Annotated in this window: 15 protein-coding genes; 4 read left to right on the forward strand and 11 right to left on the reverse strand. The window is 70.2% G+C overall.

The window, feature by feature from the left end:
* Positions 1-46: 46 nt before the first annotated feature.
* The gene (locus IM725_RS04380; RefSeq protein ID WP_193779357.1) at positions 47-1,045 is read left to right on the forward strand and encodes an AAA family ATPase; all 999 of its coding nucleotides are present in this window, start codon (positions 47-49) and stop codon (positions 1,043-1,045) included.
* Between the two features lie 12 nt (positions 1,046-1,057).
* Here IM725_RS04380 and IM725_RS04385 read toward each other — a convergent pair whose 3' ends face one another.
* The 7 genes from IM725_RS04385 to IM725_RS04415 all read right to left on the reverse strand — a co-directional run bounded on the left by IM725_RS04385 (position 1,058) and on the right by IM725_RS04415 (position 9,230).
* Positions 1,058-1,489, reverse strand: a complete 432-nt coding sequence (locus tag IM725_RS04385) for a type IV pilin protein (RefSeq protein ID WP_193779358.1) — start codon at positions 1,487-1,489, stop codon at positions 1,058-1,060.
* Positions 1,489-4,800, reverse strand: a complete 3,312-nt coding sequence (locus IM725_RS04390) for a pilus assembly protein (protein ID WP_193779359.1) — start codon at positions 4,798-4,800, stop codon at positions 1,489-1,491. The genes IM725_RS04385 and IM725_RS04390 overlap by 1 nt, the downstream gene beginning before the upstream one ends.
* A gap of 9 nt (positions 4,801-4,809) precedes the next feature.
* Positions 4,810-5,436, reverse strand: coding sequence for a pilus assembly PilX family protein (locus IM725_RS04395; protein WP_193779360.1), 627 nt, complete (start codon positions 5,434-5,436; stop codon positions 4,810-4,812).
* A complete protein-coding gene (locus IM725_RS04400) occupies positions 5,433-6,131 on the reverse strand; it encodes a PilW family protein (RefSeq protein WP_193779361.1) in 699 nt (232 codons plus the stop codon). Before IM725_RS04400 ends, IM725_RS04395 begins: the two co-directional genes overlap by 4 nt.
* Positions 6,128-6,685, reverse strand: coding sequence for a type IV pilus modification protein PilV (gene pilV / locus IM725_RS04405; RefSeq protein ID WP_193779362.1), 558 nt, complete (start codon positions 6,683-6,685; stop codon positions 6,128-6,130). The genes IM725_RS04400 and pilV overlap by 4 nt, the downstream gene beginning before the upstream one ends.
* 137 nt (positions 6,686-6,822) lie before the next feature.
* On the reverse strand, positions 6,823-7,485 hold the full coding sequence (locus IM725_RS04410; protein ID WP_193779363.1) for a lytic transglycosylase domain-containing protein: 663 nt from the start codon (positions 7,483-7,485) through the stop codon (positions 6,823-6,825).
* Positions 7,485-9,230, reverse strand: coding sequence for a proline--tRNA ligase (locus IM725_RS04415; RefSeq protein WP_193779364.1), 1,746 nt, complete (start codon positions 9,228-9,230; stop codon positions 7,485-7,487). Before IM725_RS04415 ends, IM725_RS04410 begins: the two co-directional genes overlap by 1 nt.
* 101 nt (positions 9,231-9,331) lie before the next feature.
* On the opposite strand from IM725_RS04415, the gene IM725_RS04420 reads away from it, so the two are divergent.
* Positions 9,332-10,015 carry an RNA pyrophosphohydrolase gene (locus tag IM725_RS04420; RefSeq protein WP_193779365.1) on the forward strand — a complete coding sequence of 228 codons (684 nt, stop codon included), beginning with the start codon at positions 9,332-9,334 and terminating at the stop codon, positions 10,013-10,015.
* Positions 10,005-10,523, forward strand: coding sequence for a CNP1-like family protein (locus IM725_RS04425; RefSeq protein WP_193779366.1), 519 nt, complete (start codon positions 10,005-10,007; stop codon positions 10,521-10,523). Before IM725_RS04420 ends, IM725_RS04425 begins: the two co-directional genes overlap by 11 nt.
* Position 10,524: 1 nt before the next feature.
* On the opposite strand, the gene proB is transcribed toward IM725_RS04425, so the two are convergent.
* The 4 genes from proB to rplU all read right to left on the reverse strand — a co-directional run bounded on the left by proB (position 10,525) and on the right by rplU (position 13,378).
* Positions 10,525-11,661, reverse strand: coding sequence for a glutamate 5-kinase (gene proB, locus IM725_RS04430; RefSeq protein WP_193779367.1), 1,137 nt, complete (start codon positions 11,659-11,661; stop codon positions 10,525-10,527).
* A complete protein-coding gene (gene cgtA, locus IM725_RS04435; RefSeq protein ID WP_193779368.1) occupies positions 11,654-12,718 on the reverse strand; it encodes an Obg family GTPase CgtA in 1,065 nt (354 codons plus the stop codon). The genes proB and cgtA overlap by 8 nt, the downstream gene beginning before the upstream one ends.
* 75 nt (positions 12,719-12,793) lie before the next feature.
* Positions 12,794-13,051 carry a 50S ribosomal protein L27 gene (gene rpmA, locus IM725_RS04440; protein ID WP_193779369.1) on the reverse strand — a complete coding sequence of 86 codons (258 nt, stop codon included), beginning with the start codon at positions 13,049-13,051 and terminating at the stop codon, positions 12,794-12,796.
* A gap of 15 nt (positions 13,052-13,066) precedes the next feature.
* Positions 13,067-13,378, reverse strand: a complete 312-nt coding sequence (rplU, locus tag IM725_RS04445; RefSeq protein WP_193779394.1) for a 50S ribosomal protein L21 — start codon at positions 13,376-13,378, stop codon at positions 13,067-13,069.
* Between the two features lie 238 nt (positions 13,379-13,616).
* Here rplU and IM725_RS04450 point away from each other — a divergent pair, with 238 nt between their 5' ends.
* Positions 13,617-14,546, forward strand: coding sequence for a polyprenyl synthetase family protein (locus tag IM725_RS04450; RefSeq protein WP_193779395.1), 930 nt, complete (start codon positions 13,617-13,619; stop codon positions 14,544-14,546).
* Positions 14,547-14,584: the final 38 nt, after the last annotated feature.

Below are 14,584 nucleotides of genomic sequence, written 5' to 3' on the forward strand. Positions count from 1 at the left end.
ATGGCACGGCTTATGCTGGAATGAAGACACGTTCTTCAGGAGTGCCATGGAAACGCGAAGCCTGGTTCCGCATTCTTCTTCGGCCTTCCGCCTGCCCATCGCCAACGTGCGCCGGGTCTTTCACCCGCACGAGGTCGAACGCAAGCTGGCGAAGCTCTCCGGCCGTGACCACGAGGCGCTGCGCGCCACCTACGAGCGCATGCTGGAGCGCGGCCCGGAGCGTTTCCAGGTCAAGCCCGGCGGCATCCCGGACATGGCGTCGCTCTACGAGCAGTTGCCCAACTTCACCGAAGCCCTGGACGACGTCCGCCGCCATGTGGCCCTCTCCCAGGACTCGGGCGACGGCCTCGAGGTGACGCCCATGCTGCTGCTGGGCCAGCCCGGCATCGGCAAGACGCATTTCGCGCGCAAGCTGGCCGAACTCCTGGGCACGGGCATGAACCTGGTGCCCATGAGCTCCATGACGGCGGGCTGGCTGCTCTCGGGCGCCTCCTCGCAATGGAAGGGTGCCAAGCCGGGCAAGGTGTTCGAGGCCCTGGTCGACGGCCAGTACGCCAACCCGGTGATCGTGGTCGACGAGGTGGACAAGGCCAGTGCCGACGCCCAGTACGACCCGCTGGGCGCCATGTACTCGCTGCTCGAGCACGACACCGCCTGCACCTTCACCGACGAATTCGCCGAGGTGGCGATCGACGCCAGCCAGGTCATCTGGATCCTCACCGCGAACGACGAGCGATCCATCCCCGAGCCCATCCTGAACCGCATGAACGTGTTCGAGATCGAGCCGCCCTCGCCCGAGGCTGCGCGCCGCATCGCACGCAACCTCTATGCGGGCATCCGGGGCGAGCACGGCTGGGGCGCGCGTTTCGATCCCGAGCCCGGGGAGGACGTGCTGGACCTTCTCGCGGCCATGCCGCCGCGCGAAATGCGCCGGGCGCTGATGACCGGCTTCGGCAACGCCCGGCTGGACGGCCGCGGCAGGCTGGCGGCGGACGACCTGCCCCGGCCCGCGGGAGGCAAGTCGCGGCTGGGCTTCGTGCACTGAGGCGCACGCGCCCTACCAGCACCGTTCGTCGTTGCCGGTGACCGACTGCAGGCCCATGTGGTCGAGGATGAAGCTGGCGCAGGTGTCGGCCTGCTGCGGCCCTTGGGGTGCGGCCGTGGCCGTGTAGCTGCCGGTGGAGTTGTCGACGTTGATCGTCAACCTGTACGACAGGCCGCCGGCCGACTGCACGTCCAGCGGGAAGTCGGCCGGCGCATAGCCGAGGTCGGCGGGCGTGGTGGCCCAGCGGTTGTTCACCGTGTAGAAGCGCTCCTGCCGGGCGGCCAGGTCCAGCAGCGCCTGCTTGGCATCGGCGCGCCGGCCCTTGCGGATCTGCTGCAGGTAACTCGGGTACGCCAGCGAAGCCAGCAAGGCCACGATGGCGACGGCGACCATCAGTTCGATCAGGCTGAACCCCCGTGGCGCGGGCTGTGGTGGGGGCCGCATCAGCGGACCTTCAGCCAGTTCAGGCGCCGGCCCACCATGCCACCGGCATTGCCGGGTCCCAGGTTGAGCGGGGTGCTGCGGCCCGCACCGCTGGCGTCGGGCGTGATCAGCGTCAGCCGGGCCTCGTAGCTCACCACCAGCGGGGTGCCCACGCCATTGAGGGCGACGCCGTCCACGGTCCGGCTGCGGTCACCGAAGGGCGGCGTGGTCGCGCCACCCCCGCTGGCCATGTCCACCGCGAGCGTGTAGCCGGTGGGATAGAGAAAGTCGCAGGACAGCGGGTCGGGCACGGGCGGGATGGTGGTGTTCAGCAGCACCAGGCCGCCGTAGAGGATGGGGCTGTAGATCAGCTGCGCGCCCTGGAGCGGCACGGTCCAGCCGATGTCGGTGTTCGCCGCGGGGCAGGCGTTGCTGCCCCACCAGCAGACCGCGAAGCGGGTCAGGGTCTGGTAGTCCAGGCCGAAGCTCGCGCTGCTCCCGGCGTTGCTCGAAAGGGTCTGGCTGCGCAGCGTGCCGCCGCCGGGCGCGGAAGCCAGGGCGCGCACCTGGGCACCCGGAGCCACCCGGGCGTTCCACGCTGCGAAGTTCCAGTCCCACAGGCCGTAGAGCGCCTGGGCGCCGCTGGCGTAGCTCACGTCGGACGTCGAGGTCTGCGGCCAGGCCTGGCCCGTGCCGAAGGCGACCACGACCCGCGGCACCCCGCCCTGAAGCTTGTCGACCACGACCTGCGTGGTGATGGGGCGACCCGTCGATGCCAGGCGGAAGGCCGACCACTGCGCAGGGTCCGGGGCGCTGAGGTCGAATCGCCAGACGTTGCCCAGGACATCGCCCGCGTACACGAAGTCGGTGATGCGGTCGCCGTCCAGGTCCACGGGGGCCACTTCGGCGATGCCGTTGCGGGTGACCACGCCCGTCCCGTTCACCACGGGGCCGGCGCCCGTGTCGATGAAGCGCACCTGCAGCCTGCCGGTGGCAGGATCCACCAGCCCGACGAAGAGGCCGGCGGTGCCGGCGCTGCTGTTCAGGCCGTTACCGAAGAGCACGGCCCAGTGGCCGTTGTGCAGGCGCGTGATGGCGGGCGTTCCCACCTGGCTGCCGAAGGCCGCGGCGCAGTCCGGGCCGGAGGCACAGGCCAGGCCGCTGCTGTCCAGGCTGTCGACGACCAGCGTGGCCGCGTTCGCGCTCGTGAAGGCCGAAGGATCGGTGATGTCGAGCACGTACAGGGCGCCCAGGCCGACCGCGGCCGGGCTGTTGAAGACCCCGCCCGGATTGCCGCCGAAGCCCAAGCCGCCGACCAGCCAGGTGTGCCAGGCCCCGCCGTAGAAGAGGTCACCGCTGCCGGGGGTGGCGTCCACGAACAGGTTGTGGGCGTACTGGGGCGAGCTGAAGTCCAGGGCGGCCGTGCTGCCCTTGAGCCCCATCAGCGCACGGCGCGGCATGAAGCCGAGCAGTTCGCGGCCGTCGTTGCTGGCAGCATCGCCGAGGCGGAAGTTGCCCGCGGTGTCGTAGCTGCCCCGACCGGCCCGGAACCCGTGGACGAGGCCGTCGTTCGCCCCGATGTAGACCACGCTGGTGCGGCCCGCGTAGGCGGAGCGAAAGCTGGAATAGGGCTGCTCGGGCGCCGGCGCGCCGGGTGCGAGCAGGTCGGCAAAGCGGTCGGGGTAGCCGGCGTTGGGCGGGCCCACCCAGCGCGGGCTGCTGTGGATGATGTCGCCCAGCACGCTGTCGCGGATGCGGAAGCCACCGCTTCCGCTGCCGAGCTCGCCCGAGCGGTCGCCTGACAGGTAGGCCAGGCGCGACATCCCGGTGCCGGCCGGGCTGTCCAGGGCTGCCTGCATGTCCTGCGGCAGGCTGGCCCACTGCAGCGGGATGCCAGCCGTGCCCGACCAGGTGAGCAATGCGCGCGACGACCACGGCGTGGCGTCCACGGCGGGCGAAGGCGTGCCCAGGGCCGGGCATTTGCCGCCCGTGAGGGTGCAGCTGCCGGACCAGGTCGCCACCGTAGCCGGCTGCACGTAGCCGTTGGACAGCACGTTGAGCGCGAGGGCGCGGACGTCGCCGGCCCAGTTCATCTCGTCGTAGGAGCCGATGAAGATCTGCGAGCCCGCGAAGACGCGGCCGGTGGAGCCGGTGTCGCTGGCCCCCGAGCCGGCCGCCTGCCGCGGGGTCTCCGCCCGGAAGCAGGTGATCTCATGGATGTTGGTGCCGGCGCCCGTCGACCCCGCGAAGCCGAAGCGCAGCGTTTCGGGCACGGGGCCGTTGCTGCTGCGGATGTCGACATCGCGCAGCAGGGCTTGCGGCGCGCCGCCGTTCACGCGGAAGTTGAGGTTGGCGACGCCGTCCTGCGAGATGACGAGCTTGAACTTCAGCGCCGTCGCCCTGCTGCGCAGCGGCAGCCGGGCATTCTGCTGGTTGGCGAGCACCACACCCTGCGGCATGGGCGCCGGGTCGCTGATCAGCTTGTAGTAGTAGGGCACCTGGCGCGTCGTCTTCACCGGCTGGTCGGGGTTGCTGTAATCCCACAGGTAGGCGATGTCGGTGCTGTCCACACAGGTTCTCTGGACGGCCTCCTGGCGCTGGCCGTCGGTGAGCGTGTCCGGGTACAGCTGGGGCCAGCCCGTGGACAAGGCCTCCCAGTTGATGTCGCCCGCCCCCAGGACGGAGACCCGGCCCGGCCCGTAGGTCTGGCCGGCGAAGTTGCCGTACTCGTCCACGCCGATGCCCAGGTAGCCGCCGCGCACGCCGCCGTAGCCCGTGCCCGCGCCGCAGCGGTAGCCCAGGTCGCCCCCGGGGGCGCCGATGCTGGGCGGGTAGCGGCCATCGGCGAGGAAGAAGCTCAGGCCGTCCGCGCCCATGCGGACCGAGGGGCGGCCGTAGGCATTGCCGCCGTAGGTCACCGTCCCGAACAGCACCTGCAGGCCCTTGCGCGTGGGGAAGGTGAAGTTGGACACCACGGCGCCGCGCTGCTGGCCCGATTGCGGTTCCGGCGACGGCCCGATCTCTCCGTTGGTCAGGCGCAGCGCGCCGCGGCCGGGCGGGTCGGGAACCGTGGGGTCGGTGGCCGAACCCAGGCGGCCCCGCAGGCCCCCGCTGAGAACGCTGGGCGGCGTCTGGTTCTGGTAGTAGGGCATGCCCACGCAGGGCGGGATGGTGCCGCTGCCGGTGCCCGCGGTGAGGCAGGCGCCGTAGAGCGGCGTCCAGTCGAAGGTGGTGGCCGTGCCCGACAGGGTTTCGTTCACGGGCTGGGCCTGGGCCGACGCGGCCAGGGCCAGCGCGGCCAGCCGGAGGGCGAGGCACTTCAATCGCTTCATGCTGAGGTCCTAGGAAGGGGGCGCACCCGCGCCACTGCTGCCACTGCTGCCACCGCTGCCGCCGCCCGAGCTGCCAGGCACCAGGTAGAGGCTGCGCACGATGGACAGCGTGCCGGGAGCGCCGCCGAAACCGTAGGCGGTGACGCAATACAGCTGGCCGGCGCCCCCCGGCGCCGGGCCCGCGGATTCGATGTAGAGGCCGGGCGGGGCGGCGTAGTGGATGTCACCACCGCCCGCGACGCCGCCCGCTGCATCCACGGCCATCGCGGCCGGCGTGAATTCGAAGCGGGCCGGCCAGAGGGAGGGGTCCGCCTGGGCGCCGGCCAGGGTGGTGAGACACGAGGCGCTCGCGCCGCCCAGGGGATTGGTGCAGGCCTGCAGCACGCTGGCCGGCTGGGTGCCCGCACAGGGGCCCGAGAGCCCTGAGCCGGCATCCAGCCAGCGCTCGCCGAAGCGCAGCGCCGCCTGGGCAGCTTCGAAGGCCCGCTGCTTCTCCCGCGTCTGGCCGGCCATCCGCTCCTGCAGGGTGGAACTGCGCAGCAGCGCCACCGCCGCCAGGCTGGCACCGATCAGCAGCAGCAGGCAGACGATGAGCACGTAGCCGGCCGCGAGCCGCCCGGTCCTGGGATCGGTCATGGGTTCATCACCGCCACGTTCTGCTCCCACTGCACCGTGGGGGGCCGGCCACCGGGCACGGTGAAGCGCAGGGCCAGGCGCAGCACGCGCACCCGGTTCCACGCGGCGGCCGCGCTGATCTGGCTGGCGTCCATGTACTGCCGGGGCTGGCAGGGCGCGCAGGCGGGGTCGGTGTCCACGCCGTAGCTCACATCGAAGCCCGCGACCCCCGCCATCAGCGGTTGGGTGGTGTTGCCGTTGACCTTGCAGGTGAGGTTGCCGCCCGCATCGAGCCGGATGCGGTTGGTCACCAGGCTGCCCCTCGGGTAGGCCTTGCTGCCGGTGCAGTCGCTGGCGATGCCGTTGCCATCGGCGAGGAAGCGCACGGTGAGCGTGTCGGCGCCGCCCGCCGTGCCGACGAGCGCCTGGCCAGCGGCCAGGGTGCCGAAGCCGGCCATGGCCTCGGGCGGCAGCGCGGCGGCCGAAGGCGTGCCCAGGGGGTCCGGGTTGAAGCCGGTGAGCCGCACGACCTGCGACAGCAGCAGAACGGCCAGGCGTTCGTTGTCCTGCATCTCGGCCAGGTCGTCCTGCGCCTGCCAGGAATTCTTGAGGCCGGCGTAGACCGACGCGGCGCCCGCCACCACCAGGAGGGCCAGCACCGTGGCCACCATCAGTTCGACCAGCCCCATGCCGGCCTCGCGGCGCTGCGGCTTCATGGCATCAGGTGCAGCACGAAGGACTGGCGGGACACGGCGGCGGACGACGCGGCCGGGGTCGTGCGGGCCTGCACCACCCGCTCGTTCCAGGACAGGCGCAGGGTGCACTCGCGCGGGCTGCTGCGGTCACAGGCCACCTGGGCCTGGTAACCGGGAAACTGCGCGTCCATGCCTGCGGCCCAGCGCTGCAGGTCGTACAGGGCCATGTCGTTTTCGGCACAGGCCGTGGTGCCGCAGTCCAGCGGCGGCACCAGGGCGGCCGTCGCCCCGGTGAGGAAGACCTGGGCGCCTTCCAGGGTGTATTCGCGCGGTGCGGCGGCCCAGAAGGCGGGCAGCGCCGTGATGCTGGCCGCCAGGCTTTCCGCCTGTAGGGCCGCGAGCGCGCGGGTGCGGCCGTTCTTGCTGCCGGACAGGCCGACGGCCTGCAGCTTGGCCACGCCCAGCAGCCCGACCGCAACCACGATCACCGCCACCAGCACCTCGACCAGCGTGAAGCCGCCGGCCCGCCGGCGCGCGGCGAGGCAGTTCGACAAGGGGGGGTGGCTGCCCGGCACGGCTGGACTCCTGCACTGTGCGCCAGGCCCGAACATCGGAACCCGGCATGGGCAGGGATGCTGCCGCGTGCCCCGCGGGCCGGGGTTTCAGGAACCGCACCCCGGTTCGATGGGAACGAAACGCCCCTAGAAGGGAATCAAATTCCCTGGCCGGCGTTGCCGGCGGGCACCGCCGGGGCCTCTCCCGCCACGTCCCGCCACTCCCAGTTGCGCCGTGCGGCCAGCACCGCGTTCGGGTACTCCGGCCGGCCCCGGCTGCCGTTGTACCGGCCCAGGGCCATGAACAGGTCGCCGCGCTCGCGGTCCAGGTAATGGCGCAGGATCACGCAGCCGAAGCGCAGGTTGGTCTGCATGTGGAACAGCCGGCCGGCGTCGCCGTCGCCGATCAGCCGGCTCCAGAAGGGCATCACCTGCATGTAGCCGCGGGCGCCCACGGCGCTGACCGCGAACTTGCGGAAATTGCTTTCGACCTGCACCAGCCCCAGCACCAGGCTGGGCTCCAGGCCGGCCCGGCGGCTCTCGTACCAGACCGTCTGCAGGAATTCCTTGCGGTCCAGCCAGAGCGGCTGGCGCTTGCGCAGGCGCTGGCTCATTTCGCCCAGCCAGCGCAGGTAGGCCAGCCGCGACGCGGTATCCCTGAATTCCGGCACCGGGGGCGCCGCGTTGGCGATGGCGGAGCTGAGCGCCGTGCGCACCGCGTCCGCCAGCGGCTCCTCGACCTGGGCGCCGGCCCGGGCCAGGCCCGACCAGGCGCCCAGCAGCGCCGCGAGCGCGGCGGCCAGGCCCTGGCGCCGGCGCATCACGCAGCCAGCCGGCCGCGCAGGAAGCCGGCCACCTCGGCGAGGGGCATGCGGGTGGGCTCCTTGTCGCGCCGGTGCTGGTACTCCACCTGGCCCTCCTTCAGGCCGCGGTCGGACAGCACCACGCGATGCGGCACGCCGATCAGTTCCCAGTCGGCGAACATGGCGCCCGGGCGCTCGCCACGGTCGTCCAGCATGACATCCACCCCGGCCGCGGCCAGTTCGTCGTGGAGTTGCTCGGCCGCGGCACGCACCTCGGCGCTGCGGTCCATGCCGATGGGGCAGACCACCACCGTGAAGGGCGCGATCGCGTCGGGCCAGACGATGCCGCGCTCGTCGTGGTTCTGCTCGATGGCGGCGGCGGGCAGGCGGGTGATGCCGATGCCGTAGCAGCCCATCTCGAAGGGCTTGGGCTTGCCGTCCTCGTCCAGGAAGGTGGCGTTCATGGGCTTGCTGTACTTGGTGCCCAGGTAGAACACGTGGCCCACCTCGATGCCGCGCTCGATCGCCAGCCGGCCGCGGCCGTCGGGCGACAGGTCGCCCTCGACCACGTTGCGCAGGTCGGCCACGGCATGCGGCTCGGGCAGGTCGCGGCCCCAGTTCACGCCCCGGAGGTGGAAGTCTTCCTCGTTGGCGCCGCAGACCCAGTCGGCCATCAGCGCCACCTCGCGGTCGGCCACGATGCGCACCGGCTTCTTCAGGCCGATGGGGCCCAGGTAGCCGGGCTTGGTGCCGAAGTGCTCGATGATCTCGGGCACGGTCGCGAACCGGAAGCCGGCGTCCAGGCCCGGCACCTTGCCGACCTTGATCTCGTTCATGTCGTGGTCGCCGCGCACCAGCAGCAGCCAGACCTGCGAACGCAGCACCTCGCCGCGCTCGTCGGTCTCGTCGGTCGCCAGCACCAGCGACTTGACCGTGCGGTCCAGCGGCAGGCCCAGCAGTGCGGCCACGTCGGCGCAGGTGCTCTTGCCCGGCGTCGCGACCTTCTGCATCGCCTCGGCGGCGGCCGAGCGCGGACCGGCCGGCGCCAGGGCCTCGGCCTTTTCCATGTTGGCCGCGTAGTCGCTGTCCGGGCAATAGACGATCGCGTCCTCGCCGGTGTGGGCGATGACCTGGAACTCCTCGCTCAGGTCGCCGCCGATGGCGCCGCTGTCGGCGGCGACGGCGCGGTAGCGCAGGCCGAAACGGTCGAAGATGGCGCGGTAGGCCTGCGACATGCGCTCGTAGCTGCGCTGGGCGGACGCGGCGTCTCGGTCGAAGCTGTACGCGTCCTTCATGATGAACTCGCGCCCCCGCATCAGGCCGAAGCGCGGCCGGCGCTCGTCGCGGAACTTGGTCTGGATCTGGTAGAGGTTGCGGGGCAGCTGCTTGTAGCTGCGCAGTTCCTGGCGTGCGATGTCGGTGACCACTTCCTCGCTGGTGGGCTGGATCACGAAATCACGCTGGTGCCGGTCCTGGATGCGCAGCAGTTCCGGGCCCATCTTGTCGAAGCGGCCGGTCTCCTGCCACAGCTCGGCAGGCTGGACCACGGGCATGGTGCACTCCACCGCGCCGGCCCGGTTCATCTCCTCGCGGACGATGGCCTCCACCTTGCGGATCACGCGCAAGCCCATGGGCATGTAGGTGTAGATGCCGGCGCCCAGCTTCTTGATCATGCCGGCGCGCATCATCAGCCGGTGGCTCGCCACCTCGGCGTCGGCGGGGGCTTCCTTCTGCGTGGAAATGAGGAACTGGGAGGCTTTCATCGCTGGGGGTTTTTTGCGCGGTATCGGCCGCTGCCGCTGAGCCTATGCGACGCGTGGATGGGCGTGCATAATGAACTCAGTTTAAGAATTGGGGTTTGATTATGCTTGACCGGGACGGCTTCCGGCCCAACGTCGGCATCATCCTGCTCAACCAGAAAAACCAGGTGTTCTGGGGCAAGCGAATCCGCACCCACAGCTGGCAATTTCCGCAAGGGGGCATCGATCGCGGCGAGACCCCCGAGCAGGCGATGTACCGCGAGCTCCACGAGGAAGTGGGGCTCAGGCCCGAACATGTCCGCATCATCGCGCGCACCCGTGACTGGCTGCGCTACGAAGTGCCGGACCGCTATATACGCCGCGACGCGCGCGGCCACTACAAGGGCCAGAAGCAGATCTGGTACCTGCTGCAGCTCACCGCCCAGGACTGGAACCTGAACCTGCGCGCGACCAACCACCCCGAGTTCGACGCCTGGCGCTGGAACGAGTACTGGGTGCCCCTGGACGTGGTGGTGGAGTTCAAGCGCGGCGTCTACGAGATGGCGCTGACGGAACTGGCGCGGTTCGTGCCGCGCCACGACCACCGCAACCGCTACCTGCGCAGCGGCATGCGCTCGCGCGAGCACGAGCATCACGAACACCACGAAGGCCACGCCCACCACGCGACGCCGCACGCCTCGCCCATGGACGAATCCCTGCTGCCGCCCTCGTTCGAGCTGCCGCCGGGTGCCACCTTCGAACCCGATCCGCAGGCCGAGTTCGGCGGCAAGGGCAAGCATGCGCCCTGAGATCAAGGTCCTGGCCGCGCTCGCCGGCTCGCTCTGCCTGACCCTGGCCCAGGCCCAGCTGTTCGGCGAACGCGACAGCACCTGGCGCGACGAAGTGCCGCCGCCGGCGCCCGCACTGCACACCGACGGGCTGGTCGCCATCGACGTCGGCCCCTCCACCACCTTGCGCTTCGGCGTCGACCCCCGGTCGGTCAGCATCTCGCCGGCCGGCGTGGTGCGCTACGTGGTCGTGGCCACCAGCAGCGCCGGGGCGGTGAACGCAATGTACGAAGGCCTGGACTGCGGTTCGGCCATGGTGAAGGTCTACGCGCGGCACGACCCGCAGCGCGGCTGGGTGCCCGCCACGGGCGACTGGCGCCCGCTGGACATGGGCAGCTCGGTGGTGCGGCACAGCACGGTGATCGCCCAGCAGGGCGCCTGCGATGGCCCCACGCCCAACGGCCCGGTGGACCGCCTGCTGCGCGACCTGTCCAACCCGGCCGGCCGCGCGCGTTACGGCGGCCACTGAGTCAGCGGCCGAGCACCACCAGGTTATCGCGGTGGATCATCTCCGGCTCGGCGACATAGCCGAGCAGGCGCTCGATCTCGGCCGAGGGCTTGCGGCACAGCAGGCGGGCCTCGGCGCTGGCGTAGTTGGCCAGCCCGCGGGCGACCTCACGGCCGGCCGGATCGCGCACGGCGATCACGTCGCCACGAGAGAACTCGCCGTCCACGGCCACCATGCCGATGGGCAGCAGGCTCTTGCCCTCCTCGCGCAGCTTGGCCACGGCCCCCTCGTCGATGCCCACCGCGCCGCGAAGCTGCAGGTGGTCGGCGATCCAGCGCTTGCGCGCCTGGCTCTTCTGCGTGGGCGCAACCAGCAGGGTGCCTATCGCCTCGCCACGCGCGAGGCGTGGCAGGCAGTCGGGCTCGCGGCCCCAGGCGATCACGGTGGAGGCGCCCGATCCGGCGGCGCGCTTGGCAGCCAGGATCTTGGTGATCATGCCGCCCTTGCCGATGCTGGAGCCGGCACCGCCCGCCATCGCCTCCAGCGCGGGATCGCCGGCGCGCGCCTCGTGCACGAAGGTGGCGGCCGGGTCGCGGCGCGGGTCCGCACTGTAGAGGCCCTTCTGGTCGGTGAGGATGACCAGCAGGTCGGCCTCCACCAGGTTGGCCACCAGTGCCCCCAGGGTGTCGTTGTCACCGAACTTGATCTCGTCGTTGACGACCGTGTCGTTCTCGTTGATGACGGGCAGAACGCCCAGCCCCAGCAGCGTGACCAGGGTGGAGCGCGCGTTCAGGTAGCGCTCGCGGTCGGCCAGGTCGGCGTGCGTGAGCAGCACCTGCGCGGAAGGCAGGCCGTTCTCGCGCAGCTTGGTCTCGTACATCTGCGCCAGGCCCATCTGGCCCACGGCCGCGGCGGCCTGCAGCTCGTGCAGCTCGCGCGGGCGCGTGCTCCAGCCCAGGCGCTTCATGCCTTCGGCGATCGCGCCGCTGGACACCATGATGAGTTCGCGGCCGTCCTTCGCGAGCGCGGCGAGCTGCCGGCTCCACTCGCCGATGGCCGCCTCGTCCAGGCCGCGGCCCTCGTTGGTCACCAGGCTGGAGCCGACCTTGACGACGATGCGGCGGGCCTCGGCGGCCACGCGGGATGCGGATTCACTCATCGGCTGCGAAGCGGGGATCGACCTCCACAGGCACCTGCTCGGCGACCTGCTGGGCCTTGACGTGCTGGTAGATGGCCTGCACCAGGTGCTCGCAGCCCTCGCGGGTCAGCGCGGAGATCTCGAACACCGGGCCCTTGTACTTGAAGCGCTTGACGAAATCCTTGACGCGGGCCGCCCGCTCGTCGGCAGGCACCATGTCCAGCTTGTTGAGCACCAGCCAGCGCGGCTTCTCGTACAGCGCGGCGTCGTACTTCTTCAATTCGGCGACGATGGCCTTCGCCTGCGCGACCGGGTCCACCGCGTCGTCGAAGGGCGCCAGGTCCACCAGGTGCAGCAGCAGGCGGGTGCGCTGCAGGTGGCGCAGGAACTGGTGGCCCAGGCCGGCGCCTTCGGCCGCCCCCTCGATCAGACCCGGCACGTCGGCCACCACGAAGCTCTGCTCCGGGCCCACGCGCACCACGCCCAGGTTGGGGTGCAGGGTGGTGAAGGGGTAGTCGGCGATCTTGGGCCGGGCGTTGGAGATGGCGGAGATCAGCGTGGACTTCCCCGCGTTGGGCATGCCCAGCAGGCCCACGTCGGCCAGCACCTTGAGCTCGAGCTTGAGGTTCTTCTTCTCGCCCGGCCAGCCGGGCGTCTTCTGGCGCGGCGCGCGGTTGATCGCGCTCTTGAAGCGCATGTTGCCGAAGCCGCCGTCGCCGCCCTTGGCGATCATGATCTTTTCGCCGGGCTGCAGCAGCTCGTACAGCACCTCGCCGGTTTCGGCGTCGCTGATGATGGTGCCCACGGGCATCTTCAGGACGATGTCGTCCGCGGCGGCGCCGAACATGTCGGAGCCCATGCCGTGCTCGCCGCGCTTGGCCTCGTGGCGGCGCGAGAAACGGAAATCGACCAGCGTGTTCAGGTTGGGATCGGCCAGCGCGTAGACATGCCCCCCACGGCCGCCGTCGCCGCCGTTGGGACCGCCGAATTCCTTGTACTTCTCATGCCGGAACGACACGCAGCCGTTCCCCCCGTCGCCTGCGGCGACGTCGATGAAGGCTTCGTCGACGAACTTCATGGTGTGGCTGCGCCCAGTATAAAAAAACAAAGCCCCGACGGGTCGGGGCTTCGCGTCTGTGGACGGGGAGTCGGCTTAGGCCGGCACCACGTTCACGGTCTGCTTGTTCATTTCGCCCTTGATGGCGAACTGGACATGCCCATCGACCAGCGCGAACAGCGTGTGGTCCTTGCCGATGCCGACGTTGGTGCCGGCATGGAACTTGGTACCGCGCTGGCGCACGATGATGGAACCGGCGCTGATCAGCTCACCGCCGAAGGCCTTCACACCGAGCATCTTGGGCTTGGAATCCCGCCCGTTTCGCGTAGAGCCGCCGCCTTTTTTCTGTGCCATTTCAAAGCTCCTGCATCAAGCTGCGATGGCGCCGATTTGCAGTTCGGTGAACTGCTGGCGATGCCCCTGGCGCTTCTGGTAGTGCTTGCGACGACGCATCTTGAAGATGCGCACCTTGTCGTGCTTGCCATGGGCCACGACCGTGGCCTTGACTGTCGCACCGGACACCAGGGGAGTGCCGACCTTGATCTCGCTGCCGTTGCCAACGGCGAGCACCTGGTCGATCACGATTTCCTGGCCGACGTCCGCAGCAATCTGTTCTACTTTAATTTTTTCGCCGGAAGCAACGCGATACTGCTTGCCACCGGTTTTTATGACCGCGTACATGTTGACCTCTCGAAATGAGTGAGCCCTTGCCGTGACGGATTTCCCGGCAAGTTCGTTGTTCTTTTGCGGAACGAATCCCGAAAAGCCCTCCATCATACCATTGTTAGCGCCCACCCACAAGGGCACGGCCGCTGCAGGGCGGGCGCCCCCGGGCCGCTTCCTATAATCGGGACCCTTTCCTCGAAGGCCCACCTTGAGCGACCCCGGCAGCAACCTGCTTTCCCTCATCGCAAGCGACATGGCGCAGGTCGACGCGGTGATCGCCCGCCGCCTGGATTCCGGCGTGCCGCTGGTCGGCGACGTCTCGCGCTACATCATCAGCGCGGGCGGCAAGCGGCTGCGGCCCGCGCTGCTGCTGCTGGTCTGCGGCGCGCTGGGCTACACCGGCGCGCAGCGCTTCAACCTGGCCGCCGTGGTCGAGTTCATCCACACCGCCACGCTGCTGCACGACGACGTGGTCGACGAGTCCACGCTGCGCCGCGGCCGCGCCACGGCCAACGAGCGCTTCGGCAACCCGGCGAGCGTGCTGGTCGGCGACTTCCTGTATTCGCGGGCCTTCCAGATGATGCTGGACGCCGGCCAGATGCGCGTGATGGAGATCCTGGCCGACGCCACCAACGTGATCGCCGAGGGCGAGGTGCTGCAGCTGATGAACATGCACGATGCCTCGCTCGACGAAGCCGGCTACCTGCGCGTGATCCGCTCCAAGACCGCCAAGCTCTTCGAGGCCAGCGCGCGCCTGGGTGCCGTGCTCGCCGGCTCGCCCCCGGCGCTGGAACAGGCCTGCGCCGACTACGGCCAGGCGCTGGGCACCGCATTCCAGGTGATCGACGACGTGCTCGACTACGACGGCGATGCCGCCGAGATGGGCAAGAACCTGGGCGACGACCTGCGCGAAGGCAAGGCCACCCTGTCCCTCATCGCGGCCATGCAGCGCGGCACCCCGGCGCAGCGCGACCTGGTGCGCCACGCCATCGAGAACGGCGCCGTCGACGAGCTCGACCGCATCGTCGCCGTCGTGCGGGACACAGGGGCCCTGGAGGTGACGCGCGAGGCCGCTGCCGCCGAGGCACAACGCGCGATCGATGCAGCGATGCAGCTGCCGCGCAATCCGCACGCCGAAGCTTTGCTACAATTGGCGGCTCAACTGCTTTCGCGGCGCGCCTGAATCCCTTCGGATGCGCCACCAGCGCGAAGCGTGTTGGA

It is taken from the genome of Ramlibacter aquaticus (assembly GCF_015159745.1).
In the GTDB taxonomy this organism is placed as follows: domain Bacteria; phylum Pseudomonadota; class Gammaproteobacteria; order Burkholderiales; family Burkholderiaceae_C; genus Ramlibacter; species Ramlibacter aquaticus.

Excerpts from the sequence above, each read along its gene's own strand:
- cgtA (WP_193779368.1), bottom strand. The coding sequence starts at position 12,718 with ATGAAGTTCGTCGACGAAGCCTTCATCGACGTCGCCGCAGGCGACGGG.
- IM725_RS04410 (WP_193779363.1), bottom strand. The coding sequence starts at position 7,485 with ATGCGCCGGCGCCAGGGCCTGGCCGCCGCGCTCGCGGCGCTGCTGGGC.
- IM725_RS04390 (WP_193779359.1), bottom strand. The coding sequence starts at position 4,800 with ATGAAGCGATTGAAGTGCCTCGCCCTCCGGCTGGCCGCGCTGGCCCTG.
- IM725_RS04385 (WP_193779358.1), bottom strand. The coding sequence starts at position 1,489 with ATGCGGCCCCCACCACAGCCCGCGCCACGGGGGTTCAGCCTGATCGAA.
- proB (WP_193779367.1), bottom strand. The coding sequence starts at position 11,661 with ATGAGTGAATCCGCATCCCGCGTGGCCGCCGAGGCCCGCCGCATCGTC.
- rplU (WP_193779394.1), bottom strand. The coding sequence starts at position 13,378 with ATGTACGCGGTCATAAAAACCGGTGGCAAGCAGTATCGCGTTGCTTCC.
- IM725_RS04400 (WP_193779361.1), bottom strand. The coding sequence starts at position 6,131 with ATGAAGCCGCAGCGCCGCGAGGCCGGCATGGGGCTGGTCGAACTGATG.
- IM725_RS04450 (WP_193779395.1), top strand. The coding sequence starts at position 13,617 with ATGGCGCAGGTCGACGCGGTGATCGCCCGCCGCCTGGATTCCGGCGTG.
- IM725_RS04425 (WP_193779366.1), top strand. The coding sequence starts at position 10,005 with ATGCGCCCTGAGATCAAGGTCCTGGCCGCGCTCGCCGGCTCGCTCTGC.
- IM725_RS04415 (WP_193779364.1), bottom strand. The coding sequence starts at position 9,230 with ATGAAAGCCTCCCAGTTCCTCATTTCCACGCAGAAGGAAGCCCCCGCC.
- IM725_RS04420 (WP_193779365.1), top strand. The coding sequence starts at position 9,332 with ATGCTTGACCGGGACGGCTTCCGGCCCAACGTCGGCATCATCCTGCTC.
- rpmA (WP_193779369.1), bottom strand. The coding sequence starts at position 13,051 with ATGGCACAGAAAAAAGGCGGCGGCTCTACGCGAAACGGGCGGGATTCC.
- IM725_RS04395 (WP_193779360.1), bottom strand. The coding sequence starts at position 5,436 with ATGACCGATCCCAGGACCGGGCGGCTCGCGGCCGGCTACGTGCTCATC.
- IM725_RS04380 (WP_193779357.1), top strand. The coding sequence starts at position 47 with ATGGAAACGCGAAGCCTGGTTCCGCATTCTTCTTCGGCCTTCCGCCTG.